At 36.3% G+C, this 18,263-nt stretch carries 17 protein-coding genes, 1 tRNA gene and 1 riboswitch; of the genes, 5 read left to right on the top strand and 13 right to left on the bottom strand.

What is annotated here, in order from left to right; all coding sequences use genetic code 11:
* The first annotated feature begins 90 nt into the window (after positions 1–90).
* A complete protein-coding gene (cooS, locus tag BJL90_RS10555) occupies positions 91–2,004 on the top strand; it encodes an anaerobic carbon-monoxide dehydrogenase catalytic subunit (RefSeq protein ID WP_070967604.1) in 1,914 nt (637 codons plus the stop codon).
* Between the two features lie 192 nt (positions 2,005–2,196).
* On the opposite strand, the gene BJL90_RS10550 is transcribed toward cooS, so the two are convergent.
* From BJL90_RS10550 to BJL90_RS10500, 11 genes are all read right to left on the bottom strand, one after another.
* Entirely contained in the window at positions 2,197–3,567 is a 1,371-nt protein-coding gene (locus BJL90_RS10550; RefSeq protein ID WP_070967601.1) for an aminotransferase-like domain-containing protein, read from the bottom strand.
* Complete coding sequence (locus BJL90_RS10545) at positions 3,560–3,934, bottom strand: DUF134 domain-containing protein (protein ID WP_070967598.1); 375 nt, start codon at positions 3,932–3,934, stop codon at positions 3,560–3,562. Before BJL90_RS10545 ends, BJL90_RS10550 begins: the two co-directional genes overlap by 8 nt.
* Before the next feature lie 237 nt (positions 3,935–4,171).
* Positions 4,172–4,248, bottom strand: a tRNA-Val gene (locus BJL90_RS10540).
* Positions 4,249–4,536: 288 nt separating this feature from the next.
* On the bottom strand, positions 4,537–5,718 hold the full coding sequence (locus BJL90_RS10535) for an aspartate aminotransferase family protein (protein ID WP_070967596.1): 1,182 nt from the start codon (positions 5,716–5,718) through the stop codon (positions 4,537–4,539).
* On the bottom strand, positions 5,715–6,935 hold the full coding sequence (locus BJL90_RS10530) for an aspartate kinase (RefSeq protein WP_070967593.1): 1,221 nt from the start codon (positions 6,933–6,935) through the stop codon (positions 5,715–5,717). The genes BJL90_RS10535 and BJL90_RS10530 overlap by 4 nt, the downstream gene beginning before the upstream one ends.
* Positions 6,936–6,941: 6 nt before the next feature.
* The gene (gene dapD / locus BJL90_RS10525; RefSeq protein WP_070967590.1) at positions 6,942–7,655 is read right to left on the bottom strand and encodes a 2,3,4,5-tetrahydropyridine-2,6-dicarboxylate N-acetyltransferase; all 714 of its coding nucleotides are present in this window, start codon (positions 7,653–7,655) and stop codon (positions 6,942–6,944) included.
* Positions 7,656–7,928: 273 nt separating this feature from the next.
* The gene (dapB, locus tag BJL90_RS10520; protein ID WP_070967587.1) at positions 7,929–8,651 is read right to left on the bottom strand and encodes a 4-hydroxy-tetrahydrodipicolinate reductase; all 723 of its coding nucleotides are present in this window, start codon (positions 8,649–8,651) and stop codon (positions 7,929–7,931) included.
* Positions 8,652–8,668: 17 nt separating this feature from the next.
* Positions 8,669–9,541 carry a 4-hydroxy-tetrahydrodipicolinate synthase gene (gene dapA, locus BJL90_RS10515; protein WP_070967584.1) on the bottom strand — a complete coding sequence of 291 codons (873 nt, stop codon included), beginning with the start codon at positions 9,539–9,541 and terminating at the stop codon, positions 8,669–8,671.
* Between the two features lie 38 nt (positions 9,542–9,579).
* Positions 9,580–10,575, bottom strand: coding sequence for an aspartate-semialdehyde dehydrogenase (locus BJL90_RS10510; protein WP_070967582.1), 996 nt, complete (start codon positions 10,573–10,575; stop codon positions 9,580–9,582).
* Positions 10,576–10,757: 182 nt separating this feature from the next.
* A riboswitch (Lysine riboswitch) is annotated at positions 10,758–10,941 on the bottom strand.
* Between the two features lie 243 nt (positions 10,942–11,184).
* The gene (locus BJL90_RS22550; RefSeq protein ID WP_205684235.1) at positions 11,185–12,093 is read right to left on the bottom strand and encodes a cell wall hydrolase; all 909 of its coding nucleotides are present in this window, start codon (positions 12,091–12,093) and stop codon (positions 11,185–11,187) included.
* Between the two features lie 171 nt (positions 12,094–12,264).
* Positions 12,265–13,089, bottom strand: a complete 825-nt coding sequence (locus BJL90_RS10500) for a carbon-nitrogen hydrolase family protein (RefSeq protein ID WP_070967575.1) — start codon at positions 13,087–13,089, stop codon at positions 12,265–12,267.
* Between the two features lie 170 nt (positions 13,090–13,259).
* On the opposite strand from BJL90_RS10500, the gene BJL90_RS10495 reads away from it, so the two are divergent.
* Complete coding sequence (locus BJL90_RS10495; protein ID WP_070967573.1) at positions 13,260–13,985, top strand: lysophospholipid acyltransferase family protein; 726 nt, start codon at positions 13,260–13,262, stop codon at positions 13,983–13,985.
* 154 nt (positions 13,986–14,139) lie between these two features.
* Here the strand turns inward: BJL90_RS10495 and BJL90_RS10490 are convergent, their stop codons facing one another.
* A complete protein-coding gene (locus tag BJL90_RS10490) occupies positions 14,140–14,754 on the bottom strand; it encodes a DNA-3-methyladenine glycosylase (protein ID WP_070967570.1) in 615 nt (204 codons plus the stop codon).
* Positions 14,755–14,978: 224 nt separating this feature from the next.
* Between BJL90_RS10490 and yedE the strand changes: the two genes are divergently transcribed.
* Genes yedE through BJL90_RS10475 form a run of 3 tightly spaced genes read left to right on the top strand, consistent with a single transcriptional unit; the run spans position 14,979 to position 16,572 of the window.
* Positions 14,979–16,085, top strand: a complete 1,107-nt coding sequence (gene yedE, locus BJL90_RS10485; RefSeq protein WP_070967567.1) for a YedE family putative selenium transporter — start codon at positions 14,979–14,981, stop codon at positions 16,083–16,085.
* Positions 16,078–16,290 carry a sulfurtransferase TusA family protein gene (locus BJL90_RS10480; RefSeq protein WP_070967564.1) on the top strand — a complete coding sequence of 71 codons (213 nt, stop codon included), beginning with the start codon at positions 16,078–16,080 and terminating at the stop codon, positions 16,288–16,290. The genes yedE and BJL90_RS10480 overlap by 8 nt, the downstream gene beginning before the upstream one ends.
* A complete protein-coding gene (locus BJL90_RS10475; RefSeq protein ID WP_081561952.1) occupies positions 16,291–16,572 on the top strand; it encodes a putative Se/S carrier protein in 282 nt (93 codons plus the stop codon).
* A 228-nt stretch (positions 16,573–16,800) separates the two neighbouring features.
* Here the strand turns inward: BJL90_RS10475 and BJL90_RS10470 are convergent, their stop codons facing one another.
* Positions 16,801–18,177, bottom strand: coding sequence for a GntP family permease (locus BJL90_RS10470; protein ID WP_070967558.1), 1,377 nt, complete (start codon positions 18,175–18,177; stop codon positions 16,801–16,803).
* Positions 18,178–18,263: the final 86 nt, after the last annotated feature.

Below are 18,263 nucleotides of genomic sequence, written 5' to 3'. Positions count from 1 at the left end.
CACATGTATTGTGTGAATAAGAGTTTATCACTCTAAGAAAAACTTTAAGGGGATATTATAAGATTAAAAAATGCTGAAGGGGGATGCTGTATGGAAGAAAAAAATTATTCAATTGATCCTGTAACGGAGGAACTTGCTAGAAAAGCTGAAAAAGAAGGTGTCGAAACCCTATGGGATAGAAAAAAAGCGATGAAAACACCCTGTGGATTTGGAGAGCAAGGACTTTGTTGTAGAATATGTGCCATGGGACCCTGTAGAATAAGTCCTACAGAAGGTAAAGGTGCACAAAGAGGTATTTGTGGAGCAACAGCAGATGTTATTGTTGCTAGAAACTTAGCTAGAATGATTGCTGGTGGGCTAGCCACCCACTCTGACCACGGAAGAGATATAGCACATGTTTTGCATATGGCTAGTAGAGATGGAAACTATAAAATAACAGATGAGAAAAAACTTTTAAATTTAGCTGCGGAGTGGAAAATCCAGACAGAAAATAGAGATATTTATGACATAGCCCATGAAGTAGCAGAGGTTGCCCTTAATGAATTTGGAAAACCATTTGGCGCTTTAAAACTCCTTGAAAGAGCACCTGAACAAAGAAAACAAGTATGGGAAAAGAACCAAATCATCCCTGGTGCCATCGATAAAGAAATCGTAACCATTATGCACTCTACACATATAGGATGTTGTGCTAATGCAGAGGATTTAATCTACAAGGGAATGAAAGGTTCACTTGCTGATGGATGGGGAGGCTCTATGATCGGCACAGAACTTAGTGACATATTGTTTGGTGTTCCCGTGCCAAGAGAAACAGAAGCAAATTTAGGGGTTTTAGAAGAAGATCAAGTAAATATTATCGTCCATGGACATGAGCCTTCCCTATCAGAAATGATTGTTTTAGCAGTAGAAGACCCAGAATTGCTACAACTTGCAAAAGAGGTTGGTGCAAAGGGAATCAATTTAGCTGGGATGTGCTGTACGTCTAATGAAGTTACCATGAGACATGGCATAAAAATAGCCGGAAACTTCGCACAACAAGAGCTTGCTATAATTACTGGAGCCGTAGAGGCTGTCATTGTTGATGTTCAATGCATATTCCCAGCTCTTGCGCCGCTTGCAAAATGTTATCATACGAAATTTATCACTACCTCTCCAAAAGCTAAAATTACTGGTGCAACCCACATAGAGTTTGAGGAAGAAAAAGCCTTAGCATCTGCTAAGCAAATCGTTAAAGAAGCAATTTTAAACTTTAAAAATAGAAATAAAGAGAAAGTTTTTATACCTCAAGCTAAATCTCCTGCAATGGTAGGCTATAGCGTTGAAGCTATAAAAAATCAACTGGACAGAGTTGTAAATTCTAATATAGATGAGATCGGAACATTAAAACCGCTAGCTGACTGTATCGTTTCTGGCGTTCTAAGAGGGGCAGCAGGAATTGTTGGATGTAATAATCCTAAAATCAAACACGATTATGGACATATCGAGCTTATGAAGGAATTAATCAAAAATGATATCATCATAGTAACTACAGGTTGTGCAGCACAAGCAGCAGCAAAAGCTGGACTTATGAGCAAAGAAGCAAGAAAATTTGCTGGGAAAGGCCTTGAAAGGGTATGTGAACTGGTAGACATACCACCAGTACTTCATATGGGTTCTTGTGTTGATATCAGCCGTATTCTTCTATTAGTGTCTGAGCTTGCTCAGCTATTACAAGTAGATATGAGTGCCTTACCAGTAGTTGGTGCAGCGCCAGAGTGGATGTCAGAAAAAGCTGTTTCAATAGGAACCTATGTCGTTACATCAGGTATTGATACTTGGCTTGGCGTGGTCCCTCCAGTAACTGGTAGTGCCACAGTTGTTGATCTACTAACCAATAAAGCCGAAGACATCGTAGGCGCTAAGTTTTATGTTGAACCTGATCCTCGTAAAGCAGCGCAGCAAATGATTGAAAGAATAGAAGAAAAACGTGAAGCCTTGGGCTTATCACTGGCAGAAGCAGAAGCATAAACCAAGTGAACTTCTTTTAGCTCGTTGGAGCTTTGAAACACATATAGGGTCTTATACCCTAGAAGAAAAATTTAGGTAAAAAACAAACCTAGCACTAAATATAGCTAGTACTAGATTTAAGCAGCTAGGTTTGTCTTTTATTCATATTAGACTATGTTATCTCGCTCCCCCTATTAATAAGTGAGCTTGAAGTTAGGTAACATAGTCTTTGTTTCTTTTAGCTGGAGGAATTCTTTGATTTAGAAAGTAATTATATATTTTTAAGATACCATCTTTAATTTGATTATTGTCCGTCTTGCAAATACTAATCTTTAGCAAATCTACTTCTTGACTTTTTTCCAAATAACTTTCCCGAAGGTCTTTAATAATAATATTGTCTTTTTTAAATTTAGATAGCATAAGGTCATAGTCTATAGGCTTAGATGATTTCATGGAAAGAAAAAATCCGGTATGGGGAATATTTACATCTAAAACTTCACTATTAAATCCACTACAAATATTTTTTAAATAGTCCATGCGATCTTTATAGATATTTCTTAAGTGTGTCACTGATCGTTTAAACATACCATTACTAATATAAATATCTAAAGCCCCTTGTCGAAGAATAGAGGTGCGAATATCAGTACATTGTTTGTACTTCAGAAATTGCGATACCAGTATTTCTGGTAAGACTACTGCTGCAATTCTTAGATCAGGTAATAAAATTTTGGAAAATGTTTTGAGATAAATTACTCTATCTGTATTATCTAATGAGTAGAGGGGATCATTACGTGAATTGGTATCTAAATCTGGAAAATAATCATCCTCTACAATATACACGTCGTACTTTTGAGCCAGATTTAAAATTTCTTTTTTTTGGTCCATTGAATAAGTGCTGCCTGTTGGATCGTGAAATCTCGGTACCATATAGAAAAACTTAATGTCTTCTTTTTGGAAAATCTCTTCTAATCTATCTAAATCTATGCCGCTAAAATTTCTATCTATTCCAATCGTTTTCACTGAGTATAGTTGCAGGTTTTTGATCATTCTATCATATGTAGGATTTTCCAATAAAATAGTATTTTTTCCATTGGGAAATTGCAAATTGGCTAGTATACTCACTGCTTGTTGCACCCCTGAAGTAACTACAATTTGACTGGGTTTGCAAAAAATTTGATAATCCTGAAGATGTTTTCTAAGGGTCTGAAGTAATGAGGGTAACCCTTGGACTTCCCCATAAGAGTATAATTGCATTCGATCCCTTTCCATAGCTTGATGTACACAGTGATGAATTTCATCATAAGAAAATATGCTTATATCGGGAAGCACTGTGGAAAAATATATGCAGGATTTGTCTAAAACTTCTCCTTTTTTATGTTTTGATACTAAGTAATAACCACTTTTGGGAACAGAATATATAAAATGCTCTTGCTCTAATTCCCTATAAGCTCTAACCACCGTTAAAGTGCTACATTGAAATTCATCGGCAAGGGATCTTATAGAAGGTAATTTTTGTCCTGTTTTTAACTTTTCTTCTTTTGATAAATTTTTTATGTGATCAATAATCAAAATATATTTATTCAAAACAGTCCTCCATAAACTCTTCACCGCATCTAAGCCCACGACATCCGCCGCAGCTGCAGGATTTTTCTAAGCCTTCACAAAGCTTATAATCGCCACCTTCAATCCTCAACACTTTTCCGTTCACCAGTGATTCTGCAAGTTTTTTTCTTGCATCATTATAGATCCCCTGAACAGTCGTTCGTGCAATATTCATTTTGTTGGCACATTCTTCCTGCGTAAAATTCTTTAAGTCGATCAGTCTTATGGTTTCATACTCATCAATCGTCATCGTAACAAAGCACGTCTCATTCATCGAAGCATTAAGCGGTCCAAATCTATCACTTTCCGGCAAGCAACATACTTTTCTCCACTTTCTCGGTCTAGCCATAACTTCCTCACCCCCTCTAGTTTTTGACATATGCCATTTTTAACTTTATTATACCGAATTTACGGCATATGTCAATAATTTTTTAATATTTAAAAGTATTTTGTTTTTTTATCTGTTTATATCTCCTTGCATAAAAAAATACCGATAAAGGTGGACTTCCACCCTAAACGGCATGTTTGTTATCTATTAGAAAAAAGACAGCCTAAAAATCTCTTTTTAGGCTGTCTTTCGAAAATTTGGTGGGAAATAGTGGACTCGAACCACCGACCTCTTGCATGTCAAGCAAGCACTCTAACCAGCTGAGCTAATCCCCCATACTTGTTCTATTATAACAAATACTTTTCCCTCTTGTCAATCATTTTTTGTCTCTTATAAAATTTCATTAGCGTTAACTTAATCCATAATTTGTCATCCTCAGCAGAGCAAAGCGGAGTCGAAGGATCTTAGAATTAAGAAAATTCTTCGTTATTTCAAGATCCTTCGCTATGCTCAGGATGACAATTGGCGAGGGAATTTTGGAAATAATAGGGTTAAGTTAACGCCTATGTATAAAATTTAACATTTTAAACAAAAGGGACCAACTGGTCCCCTCCATTATAGTACTACCACTCTTTAATAATTTCTTCAAAACTTTTAATGAAAATATCCACATGCTGCTTTTCAATAATCAATGATGGAAGTAATCTTAGAATATTTACATTTGTCATATTGACTAAAATATTTTTTTCTACGAACTTTTCTTTAAGCATCTCATGATTCTTTAAGATAACAGCCCCCAGCATCAGTCCTTTACCACGGATTTCTCCTATGATTTCAGGATACTGGTTTTTTAATCTCTGTAGTTCTTCTTTTAAGTAGCCTCCTACCTCTTTTGATTGAAGTAGCAATCCTGCTTGTAAAATTTCCATTGTTTTCTTGCCTAAAGCTGAAGCAATTGGACTTGGGGCAAAGGTGGTACCATGATCCCCATTTTTAAAATAATGAGCAATCTTTTCTGCTACTAGGATTCCCCCAAGAGGCAATCCACCACCCACACCTTTTGCAAACAATAAAATATCGGGGGTAACGTTGGAATATTGGTAAGCAAATAGTTCACCTGTTCTTCCCATACCTGTCTGGATTTCATCCATGCATAATAAGACATTATATTGATCACACAAGGCTCTTGCACCTTCAATAAAGGCCACAGAAATCACCTGCAGTCCTCCTGAGCCAAAAACAGGCTCAAATAATAAGGCTGCTGGTTTATGCTGTTGAAATACTTCTTCTAATTGTTGCAAATCTTCCTTTGCAAGCTCATATACTGGAAAACCAGGGGTAGGAAAATCCTGCTGCACCTTTTCCATTCTCGTTAACTTCAAGGCCCCCAAAGTTCTGCCATGGAAACTGTTTTTGAACACAACAACCCCCTGACGGTTGTTTTCTTGTCCATATTTATGAATATACTTTATAGCTGCCTCTGTGCTTTCAGCGCCAGAATTAGAAAAGTAGATTTTTCCGGGAAGAGTTGCTTCTACTAATTGTTCTGCCAGTGCTATAGCAGGTTTGTTATAAAAAAAGTTAGAGATATGCCCAAATTGACTACTTTGATCCCTCAATTCATCTAAAAGCTGAGGATGACAATGTCCCAGCACATTTACTGCCAAACCAGAAAATAGATCTAAATAAGTATTATCCTCTTCATCAGTAATATACATACCTTCCCCTTTTTTTACAACGATAGGCATTCTACCATAGGTGGGAAGAATATATTTTTCATCCAACATCATCCAATCTCTTTTCATTCTGCCATCTCCAATCCAAATCCGCTGCCGATTACTTCAACGGCTCTTAGCTCATCCTTTTGATCAACTACCCAGGTTATTTTGATTTCTGAGGTTGTTACCATCTTAATTTCAATATTGTTTTTTGCCATCAGCTCAAATACTTTTCCAGCTACACCAGAGTGAGAACGCATACCTAACCCCACAACAGAGATCTTAGCAATGTCAGTATTAACCTCCCACTGAATAGCACTGTCTTCTTCTCTCCACTTCTCTACAATTTCTTCTGCAACGTGTAGGTCTGTTTTAGGAATTGTAAAGCTGACATTCATTTTATTGTCTTCAGTAAGCATTTGTGAAATCATATCCACATTTACTTCTTCCTCTGCTAACTCTCCAAACAATCTATATAAACTACTGGTAGAAGAAGGAATATTTAATAGTGTAACCTGTATGTCATCTAAACTTGAAGCCATGCCAGTAATTAAGATTTCCTCCATTGAAGTATCTCCTCCATTTGTTATCATTGTTCCTCTTTCTTCAGAAAATGTAGATGCAACATAAATTGGAATTTTATACTTATGACCCAGTTCAACAGCGCGATAGTGCATCACACCAGCACCTAAGCTAGCCATCTCCATCATCTCTTCATAATTGATTTTTTCTATTTTTCTTGCTCTTTTTAGCTTTCTTGGGTCCATTGTGTAAATACCATCTACATCTGTATAGATCTCACATCTCCCTCCTAGCTTAGCAGCCAGGGCAACAGCTGAGGTATCGCTGCCTCCGCGTCCCAATGTTGTATATTCATTGTCTTTTGTAACTCCTTGGAATCCTGCTACTACTACGATTTTATTTTCTTCTAAAGCTTCGATTAATTTCGTGGTTTCGATATCCTTAATTCTAGCTTTTTGATGAATGGAGGTAGTTTGAATATTAAGCTGTGATCCTGTGAAGGACACAGCTGAGTATCCCTTAGCATTTAAAGCCATAGACAATAAAGCTATAGAAATTTGTTCTCCAGTGGTCAAAAGCATGTCCATTTCCCGTGGTACTGGATGATCTGTTATACCTTTTGCTAAGGAAATTAGTTCATCCGTTGTTTTACCCATAGCAGAAACAATCACTACTACATGGTACCCTTCTTCTTTTTTTTTAATGACTTTATTAGCTACTTCTTTTATTTTTTCTACTGTAGCTAAAGATGAGCCCCCGTATTTTTGTACCACAATCTCCATTTTTTATTACGCCCCCATCAAATCTCGAAGTTCTTGTACAATCTCTGTTTTAGATTTTGTTTTATCGTCAATTTCTTTAATAATTTTAGCAGGTGTTCCTGCCACTACTACATTTTCTGGCACATCTGCTGTTACAACAGCTCCTGCTGCAACCACAGAACCTTTGCCTATTTTTACGCCTTCTAATATAACTGCATTTGCTCCTACAACTACATCATCTTCAATAACAACAGGCTTTGCTGAAGGTGGTTCCACCACACCTGCCACAACAGCCCCTGCTCCTATGTGACAATTTTTCCCAATGATTCCTCTGCCGCCAACAACTACATTCATATCGATCATCGTGCCTTCACCAATAATTGCACCTATATTAATAACAGCACCCATCATAATAACAGCATTTTTATGAATTTCTACTTTTTCACGAATCGTAACTCCTGGCTCAATTCTTGCTGGAATGTCCTTCATATCCAATAATGGAACCCCTGAGTTTCTTCTATCATTTTCTAATACATAATCTACAATCTTATCTTCATTTTCTTTCAGTAATACAGAAACATTTTTCCACTCTCCAAAGATTACACCGCTGTCTCCTTGAATAAAGTCCTTTACTTCCCACTTACTCCATTCTATTTGACCCAACTGACCCTTCAGGTATACCTTTACTGGTGTTTTTTTCTCGCTGTCCTTAATGTATTGTATAATTTCTCTTGCATCCATGTTCTATCTTCCTCCTAGTAGTCGTTTTTTGTATTGCATTTTTTCTTATGTTTCCATAAATCATCAGGTTTTATTATATTCTCTACAGATATCTATAGTCCTACGCCTATGGATTTTAATATACTAATACTAAAAGCTGCATTTTCAGTCCTTGACTACGCTTTTTAGCCAAGACAAAATCGCAGACTGTGTATATTAAAATTCTAATTTAAAGATGTATATCTATAATACCAAGCTGCCTTCTTTTGAAAGGCAGCCTAAGTTTTCTTGCTATTATTTTAGACCTAAAACATCCTTCATATTATAAATCCTATTTTCCTTACCAATTAAAAACTTAGCAGCCTCTAGCGCTCCTTGTGCAAATACTGAACGATCATAAGCTTCATGGGTAATTTTTATAGTCTCTAAATCGTGGATAAAACTTGCTTCATGTAACCCTACAATGTTTCCTCCACGGATAGCATGAACGCCAATTTCCCCTTTCTCCCGAGGACACTGACCTTCTCTACCATGGACATGTTTTCTTGTTTCTCCTAACCCTTTTTCTATAGATTCTATAATGGTGGTAGCACTGCCTGACGGTGCATCCTTCTTTCTATTATGATGGGCTTCTACCACTTCAATATCAACCTTATCCTTTAAAATAGATGCTACCTGCTCTACTAAAGAAAACATGATGTTCATGCCTAAAGACATATTGGTTGCCTGTAAGATAGGGATGGTTTTTGAAGCCTTCTCAATGAGTTGCTGTTCTTCAGCTTCAAATCCAGTAGTCCCAATAACTAAAGGCACCTTATTATCTACACAATATTTTAAAACTCCCTGCAGTGCAGTTGGATGAGAAAAGTCAATGACTACACTTGGCACTTCCTGAACTGTATCAAAGGGATTTTTTTCATCTACACCCTCTACTTTACTCCAGTAATTGTCCTCCGTTGCTAATTTATAAATCTTCTGTCCCATTATTCCGCTAATACCAGCTATTAATAAATTCATAAAACCCCTCCCTTCCCCTATATGATTTGTAGATACTTCATTTCCTCCACTAATTTCTTCATGTTTTCTTCCTCCATAGGAGTTAAGGGAAGTCTTAGTTGATTTTCAGCATACCCCATTGCGCTTAAAGCTGCCTTCGTAGGAATTGGATTTACCTCTACAAACAACAGGTTGATTAGTTTTTTATAATAAACTTGAAGTCTAATGGCTTCTTTTATATTTCCCTCTTCAAAAGCTTTGCACATAGCTTGGGTTTCCTTTGGTACAACATTGGCCAATACAGAAATTACCCCATCACCACCACAGGAATAGATCGGTAGGATATTATCATCATTACCAGACCAAATTTTAAAACTTTCTGGTACTAATCTTTTAATTTCAAGTATCTGACCCATATTTGCACTGGCTTCCTTTACGCCAATAATATTTTGTACTTTAGCAAGTTCCACCACTGTTTGTGGCTCAATATTTACACCAGTTCTCGAAGGAACATTATAAAGAATTACTGGCAGAGATGTTGCTCTTGCGATTTCTGTATAATGCTGTATCAAACCTTTTTGTGTACACTTGTTGTAATAAGGAGTTACCACTAAAACACCGTCAGCTCCTAAAGCTTCTGCCTGCTTTGTATATTTGATAGCTACTTCTGTGTTATTAGAACCTGTTCCAACAATCACAGGAACTTTTTTATTTGTTTTTGCTACGGCAGCTTTTATTACGGTCTCCCTTTCTTCCCATGTTTGTGTTGATGCTTCCCCAGTAGTACCTAATACAATTAAGGCCTGTATATCGTTTTGTATTTGAAAGTCAATAAGTCTTTCAAAAGCTGGTAGGTCAATCTGGTCATCTTTGAAAGGGGTAATAATGGCAACACCTGCGCCTTTAAACATATTTTTTCCTCCTCATTTATTTTATAGGAAATGTGTTCTTATTTCATACCTTCCATTACCTCTATAATTTGAACAGCGTTGGTAGCAGCTCCTTTTCTTAAATTGTCTGCTACCACCCAAAGAGATAATGCAGTTGGATCAAACAAATCTTTCCTTATTCTTCCTACATAAGTATCATCTGTGTTAGCTATTTCTAATGGTGTAGGATATCCGTTGGTTTCTGGAGCATCTACTACAACAACCCCTGGTGCATTTTCTAAAATTTGCTTTACTTCTGCTACTTGAGGCGCCTCTTTGAATTCTAAATAGATAGACTCACTATGTCCATAAACTACAGGAATTCTAACAGTAGTAGCGTTTACTACTATAGTATTATCTTCTAGTATTTTTTGTGTCTCGTACACCATTTTTAATTCTTCTTTTGTGAATCCATTTTCATTAAATACATCAATATGAGGGATACAGTTACCAGCAATTCTTTTTGGGTAAACTTGATTAGGATAAGCTTCATCCTTCAATTGACTTTCTAATTCTACAATAGCTTTATGCCCACTTCCAGATACAGCTTGGTAAGTAGCTACAACAATTTTTTTAATACCATATCGTCTATGCAACGGTGCTAAAGCCACCATCATTTGTATTGTTGAACAATTAGGGTTTGCTATAATGCCCTTGTAACCCTTTAACGTGTGGGGGTTTACTTCTGGCACTACCAAAGGAATACCTTCGGTCATTCTCCATTGTGAAGAGTTATCTATAACAATATTTCCCGCTGCAGCTGCAATTGGTGCATACTTCTCTGATACCCCACCACCTGCTGAAAACAATAGATAATCAAATTTATCCTTCATAACCTCTTCTGTTAGAAGCTCTACTGTAATTTCCTGGCCTTTAAAATCTAGCTTCTCTCCAGCTGACCTTTGAGATGCAAAAGCTCTTAAAGAATCAACAGGCAAATTTCTTTCCTTTAAAATTTCAATCATTTTACGTCCGACCGCTCCCGTTGCTCCTACTACACCAATAGATAGACCCATATTTATTCCCCTTCCATAATTTGATTATTAAGTTAGATTTGACCTTCATAAAAGTATATTAAAAATCTCCTAGGTTAATCCTAGGAGTTGTTAATGCGACAAAATATAGATATAGCAGCAACCCACAAAAAATATTCATCAAAAAATAAATTGCGATTACATCCTCTATAATATTGTTGCAATTAACAAATAGCGCCCCATGGATTAGTATTTCCATGACAGTTGTTTAGTTATTCACTAAACCCCCAACCGTTAAATTGAAAACCATTTAACGACTTCGGCACGTCAGCCTTTCTATAGCAATATTGAGGGTTTCCCTCTTAACACCTGCTATATACTCTTCTTCAATGCACCTCTACTTATTAATTGTATATTTAATTACTATAAATCCTATAAAAAAGTCTTTTTTTCATATTGTAGGTAGTGTAACATACTTTACAGGATACTGTCAACTGTATTTGGAAATTCCCTCTTTTTTATCTATTTTTCAAAATTTTCTATGTTTTTTAAAATGTTTTGCTTATTCATCAATCTCTTTTATTTAAAAGAAGCAGTTTTTAAAAAAGAGCAAGAGAAATTTTTCTCCTGCTCTTTTTAAGTGGGGTTCTATCAATAGTAAAAATCATGATCTCCAATGGTTTTCATAAATCTTCTGTTGGCAACAATCCAAAAATTTGTTGCTTTTCTTGGATTTAAGAAATACAAAGCTTCTCCTACAGGCCTTACCCCATTAAGTGCATCTGTTGCTGCCTGAATACTATCTCTATCAGGGGTATTATGGATAGTACCATCAATCACTGGGGAAAACTGCACATAACCATCTTGTCTGTCGAAAATAACCCCATAAATACTGTTAGGAAAATTTCCACTTCGAACTCTGTTTAATACAACATTTCCTACTGCTACCTTCCCTTGATAAGGCTCACCTTGAGCTTCGGCATGAATAATTCTACTTAACCAATAAATATCATCATCCCTTTGAGAACCTCTCGTAACCACTGTATTAGATGACGCTTGTGCAACATTTACTGACTGAGTAATTTTTTTTGTTTCAAGTACTTGTCCAACATAAATTGTATCAGTACTTATGTTGTTCATTGACTTTAACTCCTGTAAAGAAAGATTTGCCCTTTGAGCAACTAAAAATAACGTATCTCCACTTTTTACAGTATACCTGTCTGAAGTAATAGGAGACATATCAACCGTATTGCTAGTACTTCTTGACGCTTCAACAGTTACAACTTCTTCTGATGTGATACTAGATGCGGCTGTTTGCAAATCTTTTTTAACTTTCCCTGTTAAAAAATCATTTGTCTTTACATCTTCTTCTGTTTCTTCCTCTGTAGCACTCTCATAAACCCATTCTTCCGCTTCCTCTTCTAAGTACTCCTCTACCTCAGTAGCACTACCTTTTATCTCTGTATTAGGTGCATTTGCTATTTGTACTGAAGCAATCACTACAACGATAAGTGTGATGGACATTATACCAATCCACCACTTGTTCGATTGTATCTTCATATACACCAACCTTTCTGCTAGACTCCCAAAAATTTTAGCATAAATCAAAAGGGGTGTATATGGTTTCAAGGGTTGTAAGTTTTGGAAAAGGGGAGACCCCTTTAAAAACTGCAACTGTGGACATGTTCCAATATTTTCAAAATTATAGGTTGCTAAAAACATCCTGTTTTTTTATACTTCTGTTAATGTATATAAGTCCTTTCTTCTATTCTTCAATAAAGGAAGCTCCTGTCTCACCTTTTCTACATAATTTAAATCAATCTCACCATAAACTATGGTTTCTCCTTCTTCGGCAGCACCCACTACTTCTCCAAAAGGATTCATAATCGTAGAGAATCCATAGGCATGATAACTGGATTGTAGGTTGCGGGCAGGAGATGCCGCCACAAAATATACTTGATTATCTACAGCCCTCACCTTAATGGTTTCATGCCAATGGGCAGGCCCCGTAGTAGTATTAAAGGCCGCTGGTACGATAATAACCTCTGCCCCTTTCAAGACCATTAACCTCATCAATTCTGGAAATCTCATATCAAAACATATAGCTACACCTATTTTGCAAAACCCTGTATCTACTACCGTTACCTCATCCCCTGCTTCAAATACATCAGATTCCTTAAAGGTAATTTTCCCTTTAATATCGATATCGAATAAATGCATTTTCCTATGCCTGCCCAAAAGTTCCCCCTGAGGTCCAAAGATAAAGGATGTATTGTAAACTTTATTCTTAGATTTTTCTGCTATTGACCCTCCTATAATATATAATGACAGTTCCTTTGCTAGATTAGACAACCTACTGGTGGTTTCTCCCGGATAAGTCTCTGCCATTTCGAGCATTGACTGACTATTATAGGGACAATTAAATATCTCTGGCAATACGACGATTTTTGCCTCTTGAGATTTTGCCTCTCGAATCATTTCTTCAGCTTTGATCAAGTTTTCTTCCTTGTTTTCTGTAACAAGCATCTGACAAACTGCCACTTTAAACTTACGCATTTTTCATTCACTCCTTTAATATAGTTAATATAGTCTCCACGCTACCCCACGGGGACGCTACTTTGCACTAGTTTGTAATAAACCTAAAAGTTTCCTTTTAAACTATTCTACTTTATGGTAATATATTTACATCGCAGTAATTATCTATTGAACAGGAGGAAATGTCCCCTATGAGAAAATTTTTAGGCGTAATTCATTTCTTATTCTATGCTATTTATGTTACCATTTTTGTTATTCCAAAAGTAAAAAAATTACAAAAAGAAGGTCGTATTCAGGAAAAAAGAAATTTAACAGATAGAGTTGGTAAACGCTGGTGTGAAATATTGATAGGTGCCACCGGAAGTACTGTAGAGGTAAAAGGTTTGGAAAACATCCCCAAAGAAGGACCCGTATTATTTGTAAGTAACCATCAAGGTTATTTTGATATACCTGTTTTGCTGCTTTATTTACCAAAATCCCTGGGTTTTTTAGCAAAAATTGAGTTAAAAAGTTGGCCTATCATCAATAAATGGTTGGATTGTATTGAGGGAGTTTTCATAGATCGCAATGATATACGTCAGTCCCTGGCAGCGATTAAACAAACTACTGAAAATCTTAAGTCTGGTCAGTCTATGGTGATCTTCCCAGAAGGAACAAGAAGTAAGAGTAGCGAACTTAGTCCCTTTAAGCCCGGCAGCTTAAAACCAGCTCAAAAAGCAAATGTACCTATTATTCCTATTGCGATTCAAAATACTTATAAAATATTAGAAGCCAATAACGATAGAAATCTTACCGCAGCAAAAGTAGTACTAACCATTGCCCCTCCTATTTATTACAATGATGCTTCTAAGGATACTTCCAGTGATTTAATCGTTAAGGTATATGAAATTATTAAAGATAATTTACAAAGTTCCTAAAGACCACTCAATCCTACTAAAAAAGTGTTTTTGTCATCCTGAGTAATAGTGAAGAATCTTCAAGATTCTTCACTTATCTTCAGAATAACAAATCCTAATGATATCATAAAGATGAACTTTTTTAGTACCTTTTGACTATATTCTAGGGGCTTTTCTATTTTTTTGATACATAAGAGCTATCCTTTATATAAAACCTCCAGGGAAAATCTATGGCCTCTTCTGCATAATCTATGTTAATTCTTGTAGTAGTCATTGTATCAAAAGAGGAAGTTTCTTTATCTTCTATTATATATAATTCATCATTAAAGAGATCCATCCCATTGTTGTTTTTTGTTATATTCATCGCCATACAAAGCTTACCTGGACCATTGGTTAAATTAATAAGCTGTTTTTTTGTTATTTCATTTATCTTTTTTTTATATCTGTTTTCCACCATCTTCTCTAAACCTTCTATCGGTTCTACAGCTCTAATCAGCACAGCCGCCGCCTTGCCTGCCTCTTCTGTGACAACATTGAAGCAATAATACATGCCATAAATTAAATAAACATAAGCAGTACCTGGAGGGTCATATAATACTTTTGTTCTATTGGTAACTTTATTATTATAAGCATGACAAGCCTTATCAATTTCTCCTATATAGGCCTCTACCTCTACAATCTTGCCGACATACCGATCTACGCCTATCTGATGCACTAAAAATTTTCCCAATAAATCCTTGGATACCTCTAAGGTAGGTCGATGGTAAAAGGCTTTCGTTAATTTCTTCATTTCTCTTCCCCCTAATGTTAAAGAATTTTTAATGCTAAAGTAGTATATCCTCATTATAGTATAAAGCAGATGGATTCACCCTATACAAAAGAAATTACGATACAATTCCTTCTATAGAATTTTTCTATTTTTCCAGATAACTACATTACAAACTTTTATTTTTAACTTCCCTTATACTTTAATATAATATAGTTGGAATAAATTAACAATGGAGGTGTGTAAATATGAGGGAAGGTAAAAGCAAAATCATTGCATCTGGAGGCCTAGTAGGCCTATTCGCAGCCTTATTGGTGAAGTTTGGAAATCCCGTAAACATGGGAATATGCGTAGCCTGTTTTTTTAGAGACATCGCAGGAGGATTAGGATTGCATAGAGCCGCTGCAGTACAATATTTAAGACCAGAAATCCCAGGTTTTATTTTAGGGGCTTTTGGTATGGCACAGGTTAAAGGAGAATTTAAACCTAGGGGTGGTTCTACACCATTGCTGCGGTTTATACTGGGTTTTTTCCTGATGATTGGTGCCTTGGTCTTCTTAGGTTGCCCTTTAAGAATGATTTTACGCCTTGCTAATGGTGACCTTAATGCATTATTAGGTTTGTTCGGTTATGTTGCTGGTATTTGGATAGGGATTCAGTTTTTAAAACAAGGCTTTACGCTGGGCAAGAGTACAAAGCAAGCCACGATTTCCGGCTATACCCTACCGGTTTTTTCTGTTATTTTATTAATTTTTCTTTTGATGGCGCCAGCCTTTATTTTCTTTAGTGAAAGTGGGCCTGGATCTATGACGGCACCTATTACTTTGGCACTGGCAGCAGGACTGATTGTTGGTGCTATTTTACAAAGAACACGTCTTTGTACAGCTGGAGGGATTCGAGATATTATATTAATTAGAGATTATCATTATTTGTGGGGACTTATCGGTATATTTGTATTTGCACTTTTAGGTAACCTTATCTTTAACTTTGATACTTTTAAAATAGGTTTTCAGGATCAACCCATTGCCCACAACGATCATCTATGGAACTTCCTTGGTATGACTTTAGCTGGAATTGCTGCTGTTTTATTGGGAGGATGTCCTTTAAGACAATCTATTTTAGCTGGAGAAGGAGATACAGATGCTGCAGTAACCATTTTAGGTCTTATTGCAGGCGCCGCCTTTGCCCATAATTTTTCTTTAGCAGCAAGTCCTCAGGGAGTTGGTTTCAATGGTAAAGTAGCTGTTATTATCGGCCTTATAGTAGTTTTAGCTATCGGCTATGGCGTTGTAAAATCTGTAACACTTCAAAGAGAATCATTGAAAACAAAAGGAGGTATTGGAACAAATGTCTAATATTGTTGATGCAAGGGGCAGGTCTTGTCCAGAACCTGTTGTCATGACAAAACAAGCTATTGAAAACTTTACCGAGGAAACGCTACGGGTCTTAGTGGATAGTATGGTGGCAGTAGAAAATATTAAGCGCTTTGCTAAAAACCAAGGTTTTCAAGTGGACGTATCAGAAGGTAATGAGGAATATACTTTACATATAAGAAAATAGGTGATAAATTTGAAGAATTTTTACTGTGTACTAACCTTTCACAACACCCATCATGCACTAAATACTGAAAAAGTTTTAAAGGAAAAAAATATTCCTGTAAAGCTCATGCCTGTTCCAAGACAGGTTAGTTCCAGCTGTGGTATAGCCGCTGAGTTTTCTTGTAAAGATAAAGAAGTTGTATTAACTCTATGTAAAAAACACCATATTGAGATTGATGAAGTCCACAAAATTGAAAAGCAAGAAAAAGGTACTTGGTTTACAAAATTGATGCGTACAAATTAGCAGAATATTTTTAAGAGGCTCAAATAAAATTTGGCTGCAATTCAGTAGACGTTTTTACCCCCATCGAATTGCAGCCAAATTTACTTCGAGGATGTAGTGCTTAATCTCCCACTTTAAGAAATGGACATCTTAGCAATACATGGAAGGATGAAAGACATGAAAAAATAGAGGAAAAAAACTTTTTTCTCTATTTTGTTTATGTCACTTCTTTAATCTCACTCCTCTAGCTTAACCAAATAAAGCATTTAATATTAATAATCCAACTAATCCTACTCCCCATGCTATGGTAGTAGTAACAGACCATACTCTAATTTGTTCCTTCACCTCTTTAATACCTAGCATACGATTTACAACCCAGAAGTAACTATCATTAAAGTAAGAAAAAATCAAAGAACCTACACAAGCCGCTAATGCTGCAAATACAGGGTTTATCTGTAGATTAGCAAGCATTGGTGCTGTAATAGAAGCAGCAGTAATCATAGCAACAGTGCCACTTCCTTGAATCAAACGTACAGCAGAGGCTACAATAAAAGGAACCAGTATAGCTGGTAGCGGAGATGCAGCAATTAGCTGCGCTAAGTAGTCCCCAGCACCGCTGTCCCTTAACACAGTACCTAAAGCACCACCACCTCCAGTTACTAACATAATAATACCAGCGGAACGAATACCCTGTTCCATTTTCTCTATCGTTTCTTGTCGAGTTAAGTTCTTCGTTAAACCTAAAATAGCTACCAATAATCCTATACCTACAGCGATTACGGGAGAACCTACAAAAGCAATGATACCGGCTACATTACCTCCCCAGCTTAATAAGCTTGATAAATTAGATAATAGAATCAGAATTACAGGTATCAAAATGGGTGCAAACGCCATAAAAGCAGATGGTAATTGTACTTTTTCTTCGGTTACAGCTATTTCCTCATAAATGGGATCTTGGTAATTTGGACGAATCCATGTGTCTCCTTCTCCTGGTAATTGATAAATTTGCTTTCCTATCCACTTACCGTATAACATACCTGCTAAGGTCATAGGAATCGCCAATATGATTCCCCAAAGCAATAAACTACCTACACTTACTTCAAATATTCCAGCAACACCAACTGGACCTGGCGTAGGAGGTACTAATGAGTGAGTGATCACTAAACCCAATGCTAAAGAGATCCCCAAAGAAACAACAGATTTTTTTGTTCTTCTAGAAATTGCTTTTACTAAAGGTGATAAAATAACAAATCCAGAGTCACAGAAAATTGGAATAGATACGATAAATCCTGTGATAGCCATTGCCAATTCTTCTCTCTTCTTTCCAAGAACTTTAATAAAAGTTCTTGCCATCCTTTCAGCAGCACCTGATGCCTCAAATAACTGTCCCATCATAACACCAAAGCCTATAATAATACCAATACTACCTAAAGTGTTACCAAAACCTCTTGTAATGGAGCCAGTAACTCCATTCGCTGGCATGCCACCAACTAAACCTGTTACAGAAGCCGAAATAATTAATGCTAAGAATGCGTGCACTTTTGTTTTAAGAATTAAGGTTAATAATAAAATGATACCCAGTACTAATCCTAAAACCATTTGACCTCCTGAAACTGCTAATTCCATTTTTTATCTCCCCCTTGATAATATATTATAAATTTCCTCCTTCACCGCTAAAACATAGATGTCTTTTACAACCTCCTAAAACAAAA

The sequence above is a fragment of the Clostridium formicaceticum genome (assembly GCF_001854185.1).
GTDB lineage: Bacteria > Bacillota > Clostridia > Peptostreptococcales > Natronincolaceae > Andreesenella > Andreesenella formicacetica.
Note: the sequence above shows the minus strand (reverse complement) of the source record. Positions and strands in the feature narration are given on the sequence as shown.